Below are 17,456 nucleotides of genomic sequence, written 5' to 3'. Positions count from 1 at the left end.
ATGGGTTTCGCCCTTTTGAACCCCGAGCGGCATCGATGGCAGCCGATGGGGTTTGAGTCTGTTCATTGTGCCTCTACCGGGCGGCGCACGCCGACATATCGGAAGAATAACGTCATGCGCCGCCCGGAACAGTCCCAATGAACAGACAATGTGGTTCATTGCGTCAAAGTGGAAGGGATGAATCGGATTTTAATGCGCAGCGCTATGGGAGTCCAGAGGGGCGGTGCCCCTTTGGCCCCCGGAGGCGTTCCCGACGGATGGGATCGCACAGCGCGACAGGCGCTCGAAAGCGAAACAGCCCAGGCTTCCGCCCGGGCTGTTCCTGTTTCCAAAGTTGTTCTTCGTAGTCCTAAATAACAATCACCATGTGCAAATCACAAACGTTGGTCATGGTGGGACCGGTTTTCAGCAGGTATCCGATCTTGTCGAAGAAGTGGTAGGAGTCGTTGTTTTTCAGTGAGCCGTTGATGGAGAGCCCGGCCTTGGCAGCCAGCTCGATAAGCTCGGCCGAGGCGTAGGCCCCCGCGGCGTCCGTGGGGCCGTCGGTGCCGTCGGTGGAGGCCGACAGGAAGTAGATGTCCCTGCCCTTGAGCTCGTCGCGGGCAATCTCGGCCAGGAAGGCCAGGGCCATCTCCTGGTTGCGGCCGCCCTTGCCCTCGCCCTTGAGCGTCACCACGGTCTCGCCCCCGGCGATGATGCAGGCGGGCTTTTTCACCAGCATCTCGGACTTGCGCACGTCCTTGGCGATGCCCCAGAGGAACTTGGCCGCCTCACGGGATTCGCCGGTGAGGGCGCAGGTCAGGGCAGTGGTGTTGTACCCCAGGCTCCTGGCGGTCTCGCAGGCGGCCAGCAGCGCGGCCTGGTTGGAGCCGATGAGGATGTTGGTGGCCAGCTCCGTGGCCGGGTCGCCGGCCTTGGGTGTCTCCTCGATCTTGCCCTGCACGCCCAGCGTCAGGGTGCGCATCACGCCCGGAGGGGCCTTGTCGTAGAGCTGGTACTTCTCGATGATGGACATGGCGTCTTCGAAGGTGGTCTCGTCGAAGCTGGTCAGGCCGGAGGCGATGGTGTCCAGCCGGTCGCCCACCACGTCGGAGAGGATGAAGTTCAGGCTGCGCGCGGGCTGCATCAGACGCAGGAGCCTGCCACCCTTCACGCCGGAGATGTGCTTGCGGATGCAGTTGATCTCGCCGATGTCCGCGCCGCAGGCCAGCAGGGCCTTGGTCATGTTCTGTTTGTCGGCCAGGGTCAGGTTGATGGGGCCGTCGGGGTGGTCCAGCACCAGGGGGCAGGGCAGCAGGGCCGAACCGCCGCCTGAGATCAGGTTGAGGATGAGGGTCTTCTCGTCGGCGCCGCGCACCAGGTCGGCGATGCGCTGGGCCGCGCCCACGCCCTGTTCGTCGGGGGTTGGGTGGCCGGACTCCACCACCTCGATGTGCTTGAGCGGTTCCGCGTGGCCGTACTTCACCGAGATGAGGCCCTTGGTGATGCGGTCGGAAAGGATGTCCTCCAGGGCCTTGCCCATGCGCGCGGACGCTTTGCCCGCGCCCAGCACCAGCACGCGGCTGAAATCGTCCAGGTTGACCTCGTGGTGCTCGCCCTCGAAGTCGACGGCCAGCCGGGAGCCCTCCAGCCGCACATGGTTCACGATCATCTTGTAGGGGTCCACGCGCTCCAGGGCGGCGGTGAACATCTGGGTCAAATGGTCGAATTCCTTCATGGGCTCCTCCGCGTGCACGAATTGTCCGGCGCTTGAACGCCCAACCGGATTCGGGAACCTTTTCCCGAATTCGCCGCGCCTGTCCAGGGGGGCGAAGGTGCGAAGCCGCAGGACGGCCGGAGCTTGCCTCCCCGGATCGATGCGATTATCATGACGCATCGTTTCGAAACAGCATCGTCCGACCCGAATCCCAGAGAAGCCGCAAACTCCATGAAGACAAAAAACGCCGGGATGGCGGCCGCGCTGGCGGCAACCATCATCTGGGCGGGCAATTTCGTCCTGGCCAGGGGCGTCGCCCAGAACATCCCCCCATTCCAGCTCAACTTCTGGCGCTGGGTCGTGGCCCTGGCCTGCCTGCTGCCCTTCGCCCTGCCCAGGCTGCGCGCCGACCTCCCCGACATGCGCCGCCACTGGCGCTATCTGTGCGTCATGGCCCTTGTGGGCGTCAGCGCCCTGAACACGCTCATCTACAAGGCCGGGCAGACCACGGAGAGCCTGAACATGGCCCTGCTGGTGCCCACCGCGCCGATCATGATCATCATCATGTCGCGGATATTCTATGGCGAGCCCATCACCCGGCGCAGGCTCTTCGGGCTTGTGGTGGTTCTCTCCGGCGTGCTGGTGCTCATCTCCCGGGGGGAGTGGAGCAGGCTGGCCTCCGTGCAGTTCACCTCAGGCGACTTTTGGGCCCTGGCAGGCGCGGCCTGCTTCGCACTCTATTCCCTGCTGGTGCGCAACCGCCCTGCGGAGATATCCGTGGAAGGCTTCAACGCCGCCACCTTCGGCCTGGGCCTGGCCTTCACCGTGCCCTTCGTGATCTGGGAGGCCCTGGTCATGCCCAGGCCGGATTTCACGATGCCGGTCATCACCGCCATCCTGTACGCGGGGGTGGGCTGCTCCTTCGCGGCCTATCTGCTCTGGACCAGGGCCATCGCGGCCATCGGCCCCGTGATGGCCGGGGTGGTGTACTATTCGCTGCCGCTGTTCGCGGCGGTGGCTTCGCTGGTGATTCTTGGCGAGCAGGTCAGGGCCGCCCACGTGCTGGGCGGCGTGCTGGTGGTGGGCGGGATCCTGGCCGCAACAGTGGACACCCGGATGCTGCGAGCCGGGAGATGAGAGGACGAACCATGCGACGCATGCCTGCAATCTTCATCGGACACGGCAGCCCCATGAACGCCGTGGAGGCCAATCCCTTCTCGCCCCAATGGAGCGAGGCCGCCCGCGAGATGCCCAGGCCCGAAGCCATCCTCTGTGTAAGCGCCCACTGGCTGACCGAAGGATCGTTCGCGGCCACCGCGGCACGGCCGGAAACCATCCACGACTTCTGGGGATTCCCCCAGGCCCTCTACGACATCACCTACCCCGCGCCCGGGTCGCCTGAAACGGCCGGGGCCGCCATGCGGGCCGTGAAATCCGCCTCCGTCGCCCCGGACCCGGAGTGGGGGCTGGACCACGGGGCCTGGTGCGTGCTGCGCGCCATGTACCCCGAAGCGGATATCCCGGTCTGCCAGCTGAGCATCGACATGCACGCGGCTCCTGAAGCGCACCATGCGATCGGCCGCGAACTGGCGCCCCTGCGAGAAGAGGGTGTCTTGATACTGTGCAGCGGAAATATCGTGCATAATCTTGGCATGTTGCGTCGCTCCGAGCCGCCCCACGCTTGGGCCGTGGAGTTCGACGAGGCCGTGCGGGACGCCGTGGAGCGCTGCGCGGACGAGGAACTCTTCGATCCGGCCAGGTTCGGCAAGGCGGGCAAACTCTCGGTGCCAACCAGCGAGCACTACTGGCCCTTGCTCTACGCCCTGGGCGCGGCCAGCCACGACGAGAAGCCGCGCTGGTTCGCGGAGGGGTTCGACCTCTCCTCGATCTCCATGCGCAGCGCCGTGTTCGGCTAGGGCAGGTCGCCTCCGCCATCTCGCCCGGGGCCAAGCGTCTCTCCGCAGGCCTTCAGGCGCGATGCACTTGCCCGGCCTTGAATCCTTCCTCCTTGAACCATTCGCACCCCTCTCGCGCAGCCCTCCTCCTGACGTGGGAACAGCCTTCGGAGCCATGTCTCCTTTCAAGCCCCCACGATGCTCCCGGCTTCGGCTACCAGGAAGCATCCATCAGGCCGGCCGCAGGTCGGAAGTTATCATGTCGTAATCGTACCACATTTAGGCTAAGTTGTGCCGCAGTTCGCATGCTATGGATGCTTCGCCAGTGCAATTCCGTGCGGGATTAACGTTGTATCTGGGCGCATGTCCCTCGTTGGCTGGTGTTAACATATCGAGTTAACAGAAGGTGTTGCAGTCGATCTGCCAGGATTATTGCAGGCATGCCGGGAGGCATGGTACGTGCGCCCCAACATCAAGGGGTTGGCTATGAAGAACATCGTCATCCTGGCCTGTTTCCTGGCGGTTTTGGGGGCGGCCGGTTCCGCCCGGGCTCAGCTTTACGCGTATGACGCCGCCGGGGTGAAGATCGGGGTCCTGCTCAAGTTCGGCGGCTATGCGTTCTATAACGAGAAAATCAAACGCTTTCTGTCGTTCAATCTCGATGGAACCCTCGTCGCCGGAAGCCTGATCTACGAATCGGCGGACTGCACCGGCCAAGCCTTGCATTTGAGCGCCGCTCCTCCGGGTGTGGTGTACGGTTTCGGCCCGAAACTCTATGAAATAGTCTCCAACAAGACAGCCACTCCGCACAGCTACAAGAACCCGGACGGCACCTGCGGTATCTACAGCTCACCGGCCCCCGGCACCTATGCGGTCGTGAACGAGTATCTCACGCCGCTGCCCTTTGCCGTGCCGCTGCAATTGCCCCTGACGTATGCAACGGCCCGCAGCGCGACGGTGATTCCCATGCCCGTGAACTGAAATCAGCATTATCCCACCGAATGACGAAGCGCCGGAGGTCATCCCTCCGGCGCACACCGCAAATCGAGCCATCACTACCGATGCCCAGCCTTGACCGGAGCTTCCATCCTGTGCCCCCTCAGCCCGCCTGGGAAATGTTCTGGTTCAACCGGAACAGGTTCATGGGGTCGTAGCGGCGCTTCACCTCCGCAAGCTGCTCATAGTTGGAGCCGAAGGCGCCACGGATGCGGTCCAACTCGTCCGAAGGCATGAAGTTGACGTACACCGAGCCCAGGGCGTGGGGGGTGAGCGCCTTGAACAGGCCGCGCGCCCAGTTGATGCAGGCTTCGTCCTGCGCGGTGTCGCGCCAGCGGGTGTGCATGTTCACGACGAACTGCACGTCGCGGCGGGTGTAGGCTGTGGCCTCGGGCGAAATGCGGTTGACCCGCCCGCCCAGGTGCCCCACGAACAGCTCGCATTCGTCCGCCGGCAAGCGTTTGACGGCGTCTAGAAGCGCGTCGCAGGCCCCCTCGCTAAGCTCCTTGAAGTCGTGGCTCTTCCAGTAATTGCGTGCCCCGGGGCTCAGCAGGGGGTCGAAAGCGGCCTGCCAACCGGCGAAGGGATGCGGCCCGACAAGGTCCACGATGGGCTTGCCCAGCTTACGGAATGGGATCACGTCCTTTTCTCCGGCCGTGAGCGTCCCGGTGTGGCAGAGAGCGATGATCATAACCTCCTTGCCGTGCCACTCCACTGGTACGAACGGGGCCGGAGGCGCCTTGCGCAGCACCAGCCAGGCGCTCAGTTCGTCCGGGGCCTCGGCCGCCAACCGCCGGTACTCGCGCATCAGGGCCGGAGCCTCGGCGATGGGGTGCAGCAGCAGCCCGGCGATGACCTCCGGGCCGAGGCTGTGCAGTTCGAATTCGAAGGACGTCACCACCCCGAAGTTGCCGCCACCCCCGCGCACCGCCCAGAACAGGTCGGGATTCAGCCTTGCGTTCGCCCGCCTCAGCTCACCGTCGGCGGTGACGATGTCCACCGAGAGCAGATTGTCGATGGTCAGGCCGAAGGTGCGGCTGGTCCAGCCGAATCCGCCGCCCAGGGTGAGCCCGGCGATGCCGGTTGTGGAGTTGATCCCGACCGGCACGGCCAGCCCGAAGGCCTGGGTCTCCCTGTCCACGTCGGAGAGGATCGCGCCGCCGTCGACCCGGACGGTTCGGGATTCCGGGTCCACCCGTACGGAGCGCATGCGCGAGAGGTCGATCATGACGCCGCCCTCGCAGACGGCGTTGCCCGCGATGTTGTGCCCCCCGCCGCGCACCGCCAGGACCGCCTGGTGCCTGCGGGCGAAATCCACTGCCGCCTTCACGTCCACTGCCCCCAAGGCCTGGACGATCATGGCGGGCCGACGGTCGATCATGGCGTTCCAGATCGACCGGGCCGAGTCGTAGCCGGGGTCGCCGGGCAGCAGCAGGCCCCCGCGCAGGGCGGCGCGCAGGGCCTCCACTTCGGTTCCGTCCACGAGCGCCGAAGCGCCGGAGAGGGTCTGCAAGCGTACGTTGTCCATAACATGCTCCTGGTTGTGGGTCGCACGGGGGGCACGGCAGGGCCGGGCTCCAGCATGGCTTCGATGCGGTCAGGCGTCAGGGGTACGCAGCCAGAACGGGGTTCATGAGGGATATAACAGTCTGAGGGAAATTATGGCAATGTTTCTAGGGCGGGACAAGAGCGTTGAAGCCCAAAAAAATCAGGGCCTCGCGGCTATTGCCGCGAGGCCCTGTTTCTTTTGGTGGAGGCGATGAGGATCGAACAGGTATTCATGTTCTTCTCCGATCTTTCCAAAGGACTCCAGGCGAGCGTTTACGCCAAGGGCGCCTTTATGCCGTCCCGTTTTGCCAGCAACTCCGCCAGCACCCGGTCCAGCTCCGCTAATTCCAAGGGCTTGGCCAGGTAATCGTCCATGCCGGCGGCCAAGAGGTGATCCCGGTCTCCGCGCAGGGCGTTGGCCGTTAAGGCCACCACCGGGACTTTGGCCTTCTCTTCTCCTGCATCACCGCGCCGTATGGCTGCTACGGCTTCTTCCCCGTCCATGTCCGGCATGCGCACGTCCATGAGAACCAGGTCGAAGTTCCCGGCCTTGAGCGTCTCGACGGCTTCTTGTCCGTTGTGCGCTACCTCCACCTGGTGGCCGAGCCGCCCAAGGAGATTGACCGCCAGGAACCGGTTGATTTGGTCGTCCTCGGCCACCAGGACGCGAAGCCCTTCAAAAGCTGGCGCTGGCCGACAGACAATCACCCCGCTGGAGACCCCTTCCTCTGCTGCGTCCGGCTCCACAGGCCCGATCCCCGCTCGCGGAGGCACAACGCACGGCCTGGAGGCAATGTTGGCGACTCGGTTGGCATAGAAGCCGGAATCGGCCGTTCGATTGGATCGAAATTGTTCAGCGTCAGCGGCTCTCCGTGATGCGTGATCTGCATCGTGCCTGATCCCCGCGTGAGCCTGTAGGTGGCGGTGGTCGTTGTCACCTCCACCCGAAGATAAAATTGGCGGTACACAATGCAGAAGGCCAGTGATGTGAGGTGCTCAGGCAGGCGCGGGGCAAAAGACAATATGCCTGCGTGATCTCGCAGGCCGCCGAAACCGTTGACCAGTGCAATCCATGTCCCTGCAAGGGAAGCGAGATGCAGGCCATCCCGTACGTTGTGATTTATGTCTTGCAGGTCAATGAACGCAGCTTCCGCGGCATATTCGAGCGCAAGCCGGAGATGGCCAACCTCTGCGGCTATTACGGCTTGCGTGCATGCGGACAGGGAAGAATCCTGGACAGTAATTTTGTTGTAGTATTCAAAGTTCCTTGATTTTTTATCGCGAGTGAATGCATATCCGCAAAGCTGCATGGCAAGTACGAGGTCAGGCTGTTTCACGACCTGCTTTCTGTAGAGGTCGAAGTAGGGAAAATGCATCATGAGTGGGTACTGTTCTGGTTTCGTTTCGGCGAAGTTCCACACCTCGTGGTCGGTGAAGCCTTCAGCCTGTGGATGCACGCCTCGCCGTTTATCGTAGGGAATATAGATGTGGTCCGCGACGGCGCGCCAGTCGGCCATTTCCTCGGCTGTCACACCGAGATCGCTCGCCCTGTCCTGGTGGCGCTCGCACGCGTCGGCGGCGCCGGCCAAGTTCCGGGCCGCCATGAGGTTGGTGTAGACATTGTTGTCGGCAAGGGCGCTGTACTCGTCGGGGCCAGTCACGCCGTCGATTCGAAACCGTCCGTGCGGATCGTGGTGGCCGAGGGAGCGCCACAGCCGCGCGGTCTGCACGAGAACATCCATGCCGATTTCACGCTCGAAAGTTTCATCGCCGGTTGCGTTGACATGGCGGATAACCGCGTCGGAGATGTCCGCGTTGACGTGAAATGCGGCGGTTCCAGCGGGCCAATACCCCGAGCACTCCTCGCCGTTGATGGTGCGCCATGGGAAGGCGGCCCCGGCCAAGCCCAGCTCGTCGGCCCGCCGCCGGGCAGCATTGATCGTTGAGTGGCGCCAGCGCAATGAATCGGCCGCGGCAGCCGGCATGGTGTAGGTCAGGACAGGCAGGATGAACGTCTCCGAGTCCCAGAACGAGTGGCCGTCGTAGCCGTTTCCCGTCAGGCCCTTTGCGGGGATGGCGCGCCTCTCTGCCCGTGCGCCCGCCTGGAGCACATGGAAGAGGGCGAAGCGGACAGCCTGCTGCAGCCCTGGATCTCCGGCTATCTCGACATCGGCGCGCGCCCAGAAGTCATTGAGGTATTGTCTCTGTCCCTCGAGCAGGCTGTCCCATCCGGTCTGTCGCGCCGCCGCTATGGCGGCGGCCACCTGGTCGCGCAGCGCCGACACCGTGCGCTTGGACGACCATCCGTAGGCCACCAGCTTGACCAGGCGCAGGCGTTGTCCCGGCTTGAGTTCGTCAGTGACGACGATCCGGGCCGAATCTGAAGAGGTTTCCGAAGCGACATGCACCCCGGAAGTGCCCGTGACAACATGATCCATCGCCGCTACGACGTGCAGCCCGCTCTTGCGGGTTCGATGGATCAGCACGTTCTCCGCATCCCGTGTTTGGTGGTCCACAGGCAGCAGGGGTGATTCCAGCGCGCTGGAAACGCGGGGGTCTCCGTCGAAGGAGGGCATTTGCTCGTTGGCGACGAGTTCGGACTGCACGACGATGTTGGCGGGCCAGTCCAACGGTTCGACCTCGTAGCATATGCCGACAATCGTTCGATGCGTGAAGGAAACGAACCTGGTCGAGGTCACACGCACCGTTTGCCCTGCCGGTGAGGTCCATTCGACCGTCCGCGCCAGGGTGCCGGCGCGAAAATCAAGCACGCGGTCATGGCTCCGGAGGATGCCGTAGCGGGCATCGAAAGGTTCGTCATTGACGAGCAGTCGCATCAGCTTGCAATTGGCGACATTGACGAGCGCCTGGCTGGACTCAGGCAACCCGTATTGAGCCTCGGCATAGGGCAGGGGCCGCAGTTCGTAGAATCCGTTCAGGTATGTTCCCGGCAGCCCGTGGGGTTCGCCTTCGTCAAGGTTGCCACGCAAGCCGATGTGGCCATTCGAAAGCGCAAAGAGCGATTCGCTCTGAGCCAGGTGGTCGAGGTGGAGTTCCGTCTCGTGAAGAGCCCAAGGCTCAAGGCGAAATGCAGGATGGAGGATCACTTCGACACCAGGAGCGCAGCCAGGTCGTTGACGACAATGTCGGCGCCGTGACTGCGAAGCTCGTCGGCCTGATCCATGCGGTCCACGCCGACCACGAATCCAAACTTGCCCGCGCGGCCTGCGGCCACACCGGCAAGGGCATCCTCGAAGACCGCCGCCCCGGCAGGATCGACGCCGAGAGCGCGGGCCGCCGCAACATAGGTGTCCGAGGCCGGCTTGCCCGGGAGATGCCGCTCCCTGGCCACGATGCCGTCGACGCGAGCGTCGAACAGTTCCGCAATGCCGGCGGCAATGAGCGCCTCCCGGCAGTTCGTGCTCGACGATGCCACCGCGGTGCGAAGTCCGGCTGCCTTGACCGCGCGCACATAGCGCAATGAACCGGGGTATGCTTCCACACCCCGTTCTCGCATCAGGGAGAGAAAAATACCGTTCTTGCGCTTTCCGAGCCCATGAATGGTTTCCGCTGTTTCCGGGTCGTCGTTTTTCCCTTCGGAGAGCTTTATGCCGCGCGATTCAAGAAACGAACGTATTCCGTCTTCACGCGGCTTGCCGTCGACGTATTGGTCATAATCGCCAACCGCATCGAAGGGGACGAATGGTTGCCCGTCCGCACGGGCGCGGCTGGCGAGAAAGTCGTCGAACATCCGCTTCCATGCCTCGGCGTGAAGCCTCGCCGTCTTGGTGAGGACGCCATCGAGGTCGAAGAGACAGGCGCGGATGCTGCCGGGCAAGCCCAATCCGTTCTCATCCATGGTCAGCCTCCGTGTACGGCGCACCGTCCGGCTGTGGGGCGCTTACAAGCGTCATGCTCTGGAATGGTTGCGGCTCGCTGCGTATGAATTCTCCTGCTTCCTCGCGCGGCACCCGGCCGCGTCGGGCTGAGGACAGCCGGAAGATCGCGGGGGGCTCCCCCGGCAACCGGCATGGGCTCATGGGCACTGGGGCTTGGCCCGGGAGGCCTCCCTAGGCTGCAGATCACAAAGGGGGAACAAGCCGCCAGTAATGGCCTGACCGCACATTCCCCCCTTGCGTTCGTAGTAAACAGAGGATGCCGCACTAGGCAGAGACGATCAGCCTGCTCTTGTCCTTGTGCGCCAGGTTGAGGTGGACGATTTTTCCTCCGGTCTCTCCCATCTTTTCAATGACCTTGCCTGAACCGCCAGGGCGGATCATCACAAAGAGCGCGGACTGCCCGGGCCTGAGCGCTTCTGCCAGATCTTTCATGTAGGCGTCGGTGACCCCCGCGTCCCGAAGGGCCCCCTGGACCGCACCCGGGAGATGCTCGATGGCGTCGTATGGTTCAGGACCATGGATGACCAGAGAGAGCAGGTTTCCGAGGAACGTGTTGCCGAGTGACTCCCCCATGTTGAGCGGTGTCATATGATTGAGGAAGATCTTCCCGTTGGGCAATTTTTCAACTACCACGGCGTCCTCGACTTCCGAGAGGTATTCCTTTTCCATCAAAAGCAGTTGGCGGCGCACATCGGCGGCCTTGCTCGCTTCTCCGTAAGCCACGGCAACGATTTCGCTCATAGTGTCTCTCCTTTTCAAAGTCATTCAGGATCGGCCAACGGACTTCTGGGAACTGCCCGCACCACAGCAAAAAGCAAAAGTACCGACGCCCTCAATCTTCATGGGTGGATGCTATGTCGGTCCTAGGACTTAAGCATACATAACACTCTTGACTGGAGGACAGTCAACTAAAAGAGGGGCCGGGCTTCGGGAACTTGAACGGATGGCCGAAACCTCGTGCGGGTTGTCTACGAAAGACCGGGCGCCAGGGTGAAGCTCAGGCACGGGTGCGCCGCTTTGGGCCAGCTCCAGAATGCTCGGAATCTGGGCTGTCGAGGTAAGGGGACGTCTTCATGTAAAATCTCCCCGTTTGGAGTCGCGAGGCAATTCTACCTCAGAGCAACAAGTTAACGGGTGGATTGCCTTGGGAGAACTCAGCGCCAAGATCGACGATGTCGAACCCACACATATTTCAACCAAGGCGGCATGACTGTTCCACATCGAGAGCATGAGAATCCACATCACGCTGAAGGGCGTGACCGCATAGTATTGAATATACATTCATGTTTCAGCCAGCAGCGGCGGTTGCAGTTGTATCAAGCACCCGGTAGGCGAGCAATTTCAGTCTATCATTCACGACGAACCAGATCAAAGCGTAACCCCATACGAACAGCGCCCAGCCCCAGCCGAGCGGTGTCATGAACACACCATACACCGCGATCAGAGTCGCCAGTATTTGCGTGCCAAGAACAGCTATCCAGAGAACCCGTGCGGGGCGAATGGACCAGAATGGCCCGCGCGTGCGCGTCAGGAAGATCGTCAAATGTCCAGCCACGGACAGTTTCAGATACATCAAGGTCTGGATGTGCGCACGGTCGAGATGAAAGACCCGCTCGCCAAGATAAAACAAGCCGAATGCGGAGACGACTCCTATGACGCCCAGGACAGTGGAGACCCCCAGCACCAATCGCATGTTCCAAGCCTCTGGCGTGTTCTTGTAATGGACGTTGTCGTAGGCGATGGATAGTATTGCGCCGTCATTGAGCAGGGCCAGCATGACGATCATCACCGCAGTCAAAGGGTAAAAATTGAAAACTAAAATCGCCAGCGTCATGAACAGCAGCACGCGCAAGGTTTCAGCGATGCGGTAAATGGCGTAACTGTTCATCCGCTGAAAGATTTTCCGGCTCTCAGTGATGGCATGTATGATCACCGACAAGCCTGATGTCATCAATACTATGGACGCCGCCGCACGCGCCGCGTCCGTCGCCCCTGAGACGGCGATGCCGCAGTCGGCCTTTTTCAGCGCGGGGGCGTCGTTCACCCCGTCGCCCGTCATGCCCACAATGTGGCCTCGTTTCTGCAAGACATCCACGATGTGGAACTTGTGTTCGGGGAATACCTGGGCGAAGCCGTCCGCTTGCTCTATGGCATCGGCCAATTGGGGCGTCTCAGGATGATCCGTGCCGCCGAACCCGGAGGCGTCCAGAATATTCTTGCCCAGCCCCAGTTTCCCCGCTGTCTCCTGGGCGATGGCGAATTGGTCGCCGGTGATCATCTTGACCGTGACGCCCATCTGGCGAGCAGCGGCGATGGTCGCCTTAGCTTCCTCCCGGGGCGGGTCGAACAGGGGCAACACGCCGAGAAACCGCCACGCACCGCCTCCATCGTCCCGCGCCACGCCCAGCGAACGGAAGCCCCGCGCCGCGAATTCATTGACGGCCTTCTCGACGGCTGGCTCCACCTGCCCGGCGTTGATCGACAACGCCATGATCACCTGTGCAGAGCCCTTGGTCGTTCTGAACTCTTTTCCGTCCGCGCCAACGACCGTGGCCTCGGTGCGCTTGTGCACCGGATCGAACGGCTGGAAATGAACCACCTCATAGCCTTTCAATTCCTCACCGTTGCTCAGGCCGCCCAACACGGCCAAATCGATGGTGTCCTTGTTTTCGGCGCGGGATGCCAGCGCGGCGTTGCGTATGACGTCGACGGCGGTGACGCCGTCAACGGCGAACGGAGCGCCCAAGGTCAGCTTGTTCTGGGTCAAGGTGCCGGTCTTGTCCGAACACAGGATGTCCACGCCCGCCAGCTCCTCGATGGCAGCCAGGCGTGTCACGATGGCTTCTTTCCTGGCCAATAGCCTTGCGCCGACGGCCATGGTCACAGAAAGCACCGTGGGCATGGCCACGGGAATCGCGGCCACCGTCAACACCAGTGCGAACTGAAGCGTGGTGAGCATCTGGTCGCCGCGAAAGAACGCGACACAAAGAATCAGCACCACCAGGGACACTGCGAGGATGATCAGGTAATTGCCGATCTTCAGCACCGCTCGCTGGAAATGGCTGACCGTGCGGGCCACCTGCACCAGCTGCGCGGTCTTGCCGAAGTAGGTGTCCTTGCCGGTGGCGTAGACGATTGCATCGATTTCGCCTTGCCGGACTATCGCCCCCGAAAACACCGCCTCGCCGGATGCGCACGTGGCGGGCAACGACTCTCCCGTAAGCGCGGACTGATCAACTTCTATCGGGTCGCCTTCCAGGAGGCGTGCATCCGCCGGCACGATGTCCCCCAGACGCAAGCGGATGACATCGCCGGGCACAAGGTCTCTCGCCTCCGGGGTGACCCACTTTCCATCACGTTTCGCACGAGCCCTGATCGCCAGTTTGGCCTTCAGCGCGGCGATGGCGTTGCCCGCCTGATGTTCTTCCCAGAATCCCACCACGGCGTTTGCCAGTAGCAGAAGAAGGATGATGGCGAAGTCCGGCCAGTGGCGGGCAATCGCCGACAGGACCACGGCCGCTTCGATCATCCAGGGTATAGGCCCCCAAAAATAGGAGAGGAATTTCAGGAAGGCGTTGGTCGCCTTTTCCTGTATCTCGTTCGGTCCGTGTTGGGCCAGCCGGCTCCGCGCTTCAGCTTGGCTGAGGCCATCCGGAGACGATCCAAGCCGTTCCAGCAACTCCGGCATGGAAAGGGATTTCAAATTGCCTTTGGTATCGTCCTTCCTGTCGGGCTTCGATCCCGGCTCCGCCACTGGAACTCCGGGCTGGACATTTGGTTCCATAGAGGGCCTTCCACCTTTGTTTTGCCGCGGGTTGTACGAATTGCGAGATCTCTACGCCAGGCTATGGCCTGCCGCCATCCTGGCATGAAGAAGGCATGAGGACTCCAGTCTACATGCTAACCTTTCGATCGATCCAGCCCAACGTCAGGCCTTGGGCAAGTATCGAGAGCAACATCACGAAATAGGTGAGGGTCAGCACCAAACTCCGCGAGTCGCTGGCCGGCAGCGAAAGCGTCGAGAAGGTCAATGGCAATGCCGCCTCCAGGAGGGTGTGAGGCCTGCCCGGCAACATGCCCTGTGGCATGTTGCCGGAGCATGTTTATGGTTGCCCTTTGACGTAGATTTCATTGCGAACTCCTCTCACACCTGCTCTTCACCTGTACGCCAGACAAGGAGCGGGCAGCAGGACATGAGAAATCAGCCCAGCGTTTCACTGCATCATTCCTCGCGTGTTTTCGGAGTGCCTGTTGAAGCCGGTGAACGATCTCGAATTTACGTTTGTCTGATATGAACAATGCTAGAGAGGGATTGACGCATTGTGTCTGTATATAATCGTTGCGAGTCGCAAGATAGCCTGGGAAACACGAATGTGTGACGGAGGTTTTCACGAATTACGCGGGAAAAATGACGTCTGGAAAAGCTACAAATCAGACATTAATGATAAAAATTAAATTCATAGTCCAGGCACAATGACGCTGTCCCCCCTGCTCCCATTTCTCGGACGAACGTGATGGAATCCGGGATATTTCTGGCCGAACCTCATGTCCTGCCCCAGGGATCTCCGAAAGCTCACCCTTGAACTCAAACCGGGGGCGGCAAAATGAAATATCCCAAAATTACTTGCGCATGTCGTGCGTTGGCGACCTGTCTTGGCCAGAGGCAGTATGATGAAGCGCCGCTTCATTATCGCCGTGCCGGCGTCCGTCCTGGCCGCTTCCGACCTGCCGATTCGTTGCCCATCTGACACCTCCAGGACGTCCGTTCCATACGTCCAAGTTGGTGTCCAAGAAAACCCTAGGGCAATCCAGTCGCCTGTAAGGCAACAGGCGGATTCAGGGCAAGATTTGGTGCCTGAAGGGGTCGGCCGTTGTGAACCAGGTCTCGCAATACGTTAGCAAAAACAGCAAAGGCCTTACGTTCATTCAAACGTAAGGCATTGGTATTTCTCGAGCCAGCGAGGGGAATCGAACCACTGGCCTGCTGATTGCGAATTAGCTGGTTTTGTCAGGAATTTCCTGGAGATGTATCGTGTCGTTTGGGTAGAACAAGGCTTCCGCATATTTCCTGAGCATGCAAGGGACACATTAGAGTTGGCGGCAAAGCCATGTTCCGCCAATTGTATGCCCGCTCTGTATGCACAAAGAAAACGGGCACTTGGAAATGACTTCCGAGTGCCCGATATTCTTGGTGGAGGCGATGAGGATCGAACTCACGACCTCAGCATTGCGAACGCTGCGCTCTCCCAGCTGAGCTACGCCCCCGTGCGAGGCAGGCTAGTTAAGCCTTTTTGCAGGGGCGGTCAAGGGGTGGCGTGATTCAATATGGTTTCCACCCGGGCATCGTAGGTGTGTTGGGAGGCGATATGCTCCCGCCAGGCGGTGCGCAGGGCCTCGCCCGCGGATTCCAGGCGGCGCAGGGCCTCGGGGATTTCGCCGGGCGTGCGGAAGACGATCTCCCGCATGAGATCGGCGGGGAAGATGTCCAGGCCAGGGGTGTCGTCGGAGAGCAACAGGCCGCCCGCTGCCCACACGTCAAAGTGGCGCTGGTTCAGACCGCGTGGCAATAAGGGGCTTGTGGCCCCGATGACGCAGCGGCAGGAGGCGTACATCCCGGCCAGGGGGCCGTAGTAGTCCACAGGGGGCAGCAGCTCGAAGGTGGCCCGCGCCAGCTCCGGCCAGCGCTTGTCGCCGCAGACCGACAGGGGGCCGGCCGCTGCCGCGCCCTCGATGACGGCGGCGCGCCAGGCCTGGCCGCACAACTCCGCGCCAAGCCCGGCCAGACGAGCCTGCCTGCCGGGCCAAAGGGTTTCGCAGCCAAGGCGCTTGAGCCACCAGGCGTAGTCCGGGCGTTGGCCCTGCGGAAGCATGGCCAGGGCTTCATCCAGAAGCTCCTGCGGCGGGCGCAGGCCCGCGAAATAGTCGTCCCGCCCGGGAAAGCCGCTGCGGCCGACGAAGAGCAACCTGCCTTGAAGCTGCGGGGCGTCGGGCCTTGCGTCGAAGAAGCTCTGGCAGGCGGCCAGAGGCAAATGGTATGCGTGTTCTGCTCCGTGGCGGCGCAGGGACTCCAGGAACCAGCCGTCGGTGACGAATATATGGATTTCCCGCCAGAACAGGCCTTTCAGGCGGCTCAGGGCGTGGAAAGGGTTGTCCACGCACCATACGGCCACGGGCACCCCGGCGCGCCTGAGCAGGTGGTAGTCGAACCCCGACTCGTCCAGGCCGTCGAAATTGACGCTCAGGAACAGGGATGGGCTCTCCCGGCGCAGCACGGCCGCCAGTTCCCCGGGCTGGATCTCCAGGACGCGGAAACCACGCGCCCTGAATGCCTTCAGCAGCTCGCGGCGCAGCAGCCGTCCGCATGATGCGGGCATGAGCACCGTCGGCTTTGTCGAAGGGGCCGCCTGGGAGGGTAGGCGCAGACGAGCCATCAACGGGCCCCAGAAGCCTGGGAACAGCCGGAGGCTCGATACGCACAAGGAGATGTTGCCGCCGGGCGGGGAGGGCAGCCCCTCCAGGCGCGTCCAGTGCGGCGGGATGGCCGCAAGCCAGTCCGGCCCGGCCTGGGCCTCGAAGTCCGGGCATTCGATCCAGGCCACGCGCGCCTCGGGGGGCAGCCCGGCGGCCAGAGCGGCAGGGTCCGGCCCGAGCCCGAGCAGCAGCCAGTCCGGCGAGTCCGCGCTGGCGAGAATCTCCCGCGCGGTGCCGGGCGTTTTCGGCTGGCCCAGTTCGTCCGTCAGGCGCATGCGCCGGGGAGGGCTTGGCATGTGTTGGGAGCCTTGCTACAGGTTCTTCTTTCGGGGAGGCCCATGAAAAAAGTTCAAGACCATTACTTCAAGCGCGCCAAGCAGGAAAACTATCCCGCGCGCTCCGTCTACAAGCTCCAGGAGATGGACAACAACTTCAAGCTGCTCCGCCCTGGCCAGAAAGTGCTGGACCTGGGGGCCACCCCCGGCTCCTGGACGCTCTACGCCGCCAAGAAGGTGGGGCCTTCGGGCCGGGTGATCGCGGTGGATTTGAACCCCACCGAGACCGCCTTCCCGGAGAACGTCACCTTCCTGGTGGCCGACGCCCTGGAGCCCGGCCCCGAATTCACGGCCCTGCTGGACTCGGTGAAGCCCTTCGATCTGGTCATCAGCGACATGGCCCCGAAAACAACAGGCCAGCGCATAACGGACCAGGCCCGCTCCCTGGAGCTTGTGGAGCAGGCCCTTGCGCTGGCCGGGACTTGCCTGATACACGGCGGCCACTTCGTCGCCAAGATATTCATGGGGCCTGACGTCAAGGCCTTCACCGACTCCATGCGCGGCAGCTTCGAAAAGGTCAAGACCGCCAAACCCAAAAGCTCCCGCTCGGAGAGCTTCGAACAGTTCATCGTGGGCCTCGGCTTCCGGGGTCTTCCAGAAATAGCCGGAGGATAGA

Annotated in this window: 12 protein-coding genes and 1 tRNA gene; 4 read left to right on the top strand and 9 right to left on the bottom strand. The window is 62.3% G+C overall.

The genetic code is table 11. The features are described from left to right. Positions 1-349: 349 nt before the first annotated feature. On the bottom strand, positions 350-1,717 hold the full coding sequence (locus MLE18_RS02205; protein ID WP_243366952.1) for a glycerate kinase type-2 family protein: 1,368 nt from the start codon (positions 1,715-1,717) through the stop codon (positions 350-352). Between the two features lie 210 nt (positions 1,718-1,927). Here MLE18_RS02205 and MLE18_RS02200 point away from each other — a divergent pair, with 210 nt between their 5' ends. From MLE18_RS02200 to MLE18_RS02190, 3 genes are all read left to right on the top strand, one after another. Next, entirely contained in the window at positions 1,928-2,833 is a 906-nt protein-coding gene (locus MLE18_RS02200; protein WP_243366950.1) for a DMT family transporter, read from the top strand. Between the two features lie 11 nt (positions 2,834-2,844). After that, entirely contained in the window at positions 2,845-3,612 is a 768-nt protein-coding gene (gene ygiD, locus MLE18_RS02195) for a 4,5-DOPA-extradiol-dioxygenase (RefSeq protein WP_243366948.1), read from the top strand. Positions 3,613-4,077: 465 nt separating this feature from the next. Then, on the top strand, positions 4,078-4,572 hold the full coding sequence (locus tag MLE18_RS02190) for a hypothetical protein (protein WP_243366946.1): 495 nt from the start codon (positions 4,078-4,080) through the stop codon (positions 4,570-4,572). A 118-nt stretch (positions 4,573-4,690) separates the two neighbouring features. On the opposite strand, the gene MLE18_RS02185 is transcribed toward MLE18_RS02190, so the two are convergent. The 8 genes from MLE18_RS02185 to MLE18_RS02150 form a co-directional block, all read right to left on the bottom strand. Beyond that, positions 4,691-6,115, bottom strand: coding sequence for an FAD-binding oxidoreductase (locus tag MLE18_RS02185; protein WP_243366944.1), 1,425 nt, complete (start codon positions 6,113-6,115; stop codon positions 4,691-4,693). Between the two features lie 293 nt (positions 6,116-6,408). After that, entirely contained in the window at positions 6,409-6,795 is a 387-nt protein-coding gene (locus tag MLE18_RS02180; protein WP_243366942.1) for a response regulator, read from the bottom strand. Positions 6,796-6,839: 44 nt separating this feature from the next. Next, entirely contained in the window at positions 6,840-9,242 is a 2,403-nt protein-coding gene (locus MLE18_RS02175) for a glycoside hydrolase family 65 protein (protein ID WP_243366940.1), read from the bottom strand. Further along, positions 9,239-9,994, bottom strand: a complete 756-nt coding sequence (locus tag MLE18_RS02170) for a beta-phosphoglucomutase family hydrolase (RefSeq protein WP_243366938.1) — start codon at positions 9,992-9,994, stop codon at positions 9,239-9,241. The genes MLE18_RS02175 and MLE18_RS02170 overlap by 4 nt, the downstream gene beginning before the upstream one ends. Before the next feature lie 304 nt (positions 9,995-10,298). Beyond that, positions 10,299-10,775: a DUF1269 domain-containing protein gene (locus tag MLE18_RS02165; protein WP_243366936.1), complete on the bottom strand. Its 477-nt coding sequence runs from the start codon at positions 10,773-10,775 to the stop codon at positions 10,299-10,301. Positions 10,776-11,322: 547 nt separating this feature from the next. Continuing rightward, positions 11,323-13,818: a plasma-membrane proton-efflux P-type ATPase gene (locus tag MLE18_RS02160; protein ID WP_243366934.1), complete on the bottom strand. Its 2,496-nt coding sequence runs from the start codon at positions 13,816-13,818 to the stop codon at positions 11,323-11,325. Between the two features lie 1,405 nt (positions 13,819-15,223). Then, positions 15,224-15,299: transfer RNA gene (locus tag MLE18_RS02155), tRNA-Ala, on the bottom strand. 38 nt (positions 15,300-15,337) lie between these two features. Beyond that, positions 15,338-16,801 (bottom strand): glycosyltransferase family protein, encoded by a 1,464-nt coding sequence (locus MLE18_RS02150; protein ID WP_243366932.1) that lies wholly within the window; start codon positions 16,799-16,801, stop codon positions 15,338-15,340. 42 nt (positions 16,802-16,843) lie between these two features. Between MLE18_RS02150 and MLE18_RS02145 the strand changes: the two genes are divergently transcribed. Continuing rightward, positions 16,844-17,455 (top strand): RlmE family RNA methyltransferase, encoded by a 612-nt coding sequence (locus MLE18_RS02145; RefSeq protein WP_243366930.1) that lies wholly within the window; start codon positions 16,844-16,846, stop codon positions 17,453-17,455. Position 17,456: the final 1 nt, after the last annotated feature.

Origin of the sequence: Fundidesulfovibrio soli (assembly GCF_022808695.1) — a bacterium.
Taxonomy (GTDB): Bacteria; Desulfobacterota; Desulfovibrionia; order Desulfovibrionales; family Desulfovibrionaceae; genus Fundidesulfovibrio; species Fundidesulfovibrio soli.
Note: the sequence above shows the minus strand (reverse complement) of the source record. Positions and strands in the feature narration are given on the sequence as shown.

Bases quoted from the DNA above. Each gene is read 5' to 3' on its own strand.
- MLE18_RS02205 (WP_243366952.1), bottom strand. From the start codon at position 1,717: ATGAAGGAATTCGACCATTTGACCCAGATGTTCACCGCCGCCCTGGAG.
- MLE18_RS02200 (WP_243366950.1), top strand. From the start codon at position 1,928: ATGAAGACAAAAAACGCCGGGATGGCGGCCGCGCTGGCGGCAACCATC.
- ygiD (WP_243366948.1), top strand. From the start codon at position 2,845: ATGCGACGCATGCCTGCAATCTTCATCGGACACGGCAGCCCCATGAAC.
- MLE18_RS02190 (WP_243366946.1), top strand. From the start codon at position 4,078: ATGAAGAACATCGTCATCCTGGCCTGTTTCCTGGCGGTTTTGGGGGCG.
- MLE18_RS02185 (WP_243366944.1), bottom strand. From the start codon at position 6,115: ATGGACAACGTACGCTTGCAGACCCTCTCCGGCGCTTCGGCGCTCGTG.
- MLE18_RS02170 (WP_243366938.1), bottom strand. From the start codon at position 9,994: ATGGATGAGAACGGATTGGGCTTGCCCGGCAGCATCCGCGCCTGTCTC.
- MLE18_RS02165 (WP_243366936.1), bottom strand. From the start codon at position 10,775: ATGAGCGAAATCGTTGCCGTGGCTTACGGAGAAGCGAGCAAGGCCGCC.
- MLE18_RS02160 (WP_243366934.1), bottom strand. From the start codon at position 13,818: ATGGAACCAAATGTCCAGCCCGGAGTTCCAGTGGCGGAGCCGGGATCG.
- MLE18_RS02150 (WP_243366932.1), bottom strand. From the start codon at position 16,801: ATGCCAAGCCCTCCCCGGCGCATGCGCCTGACGGACGAACTGGGCCAG.
- MLE18_RS02145 (WP_243366930.1), top strand. From the start codon at position 16,844: ATGAAAAAAGTTCAAGACCATTACTTCAAGCGCGCCAAGCAGGAAAAC.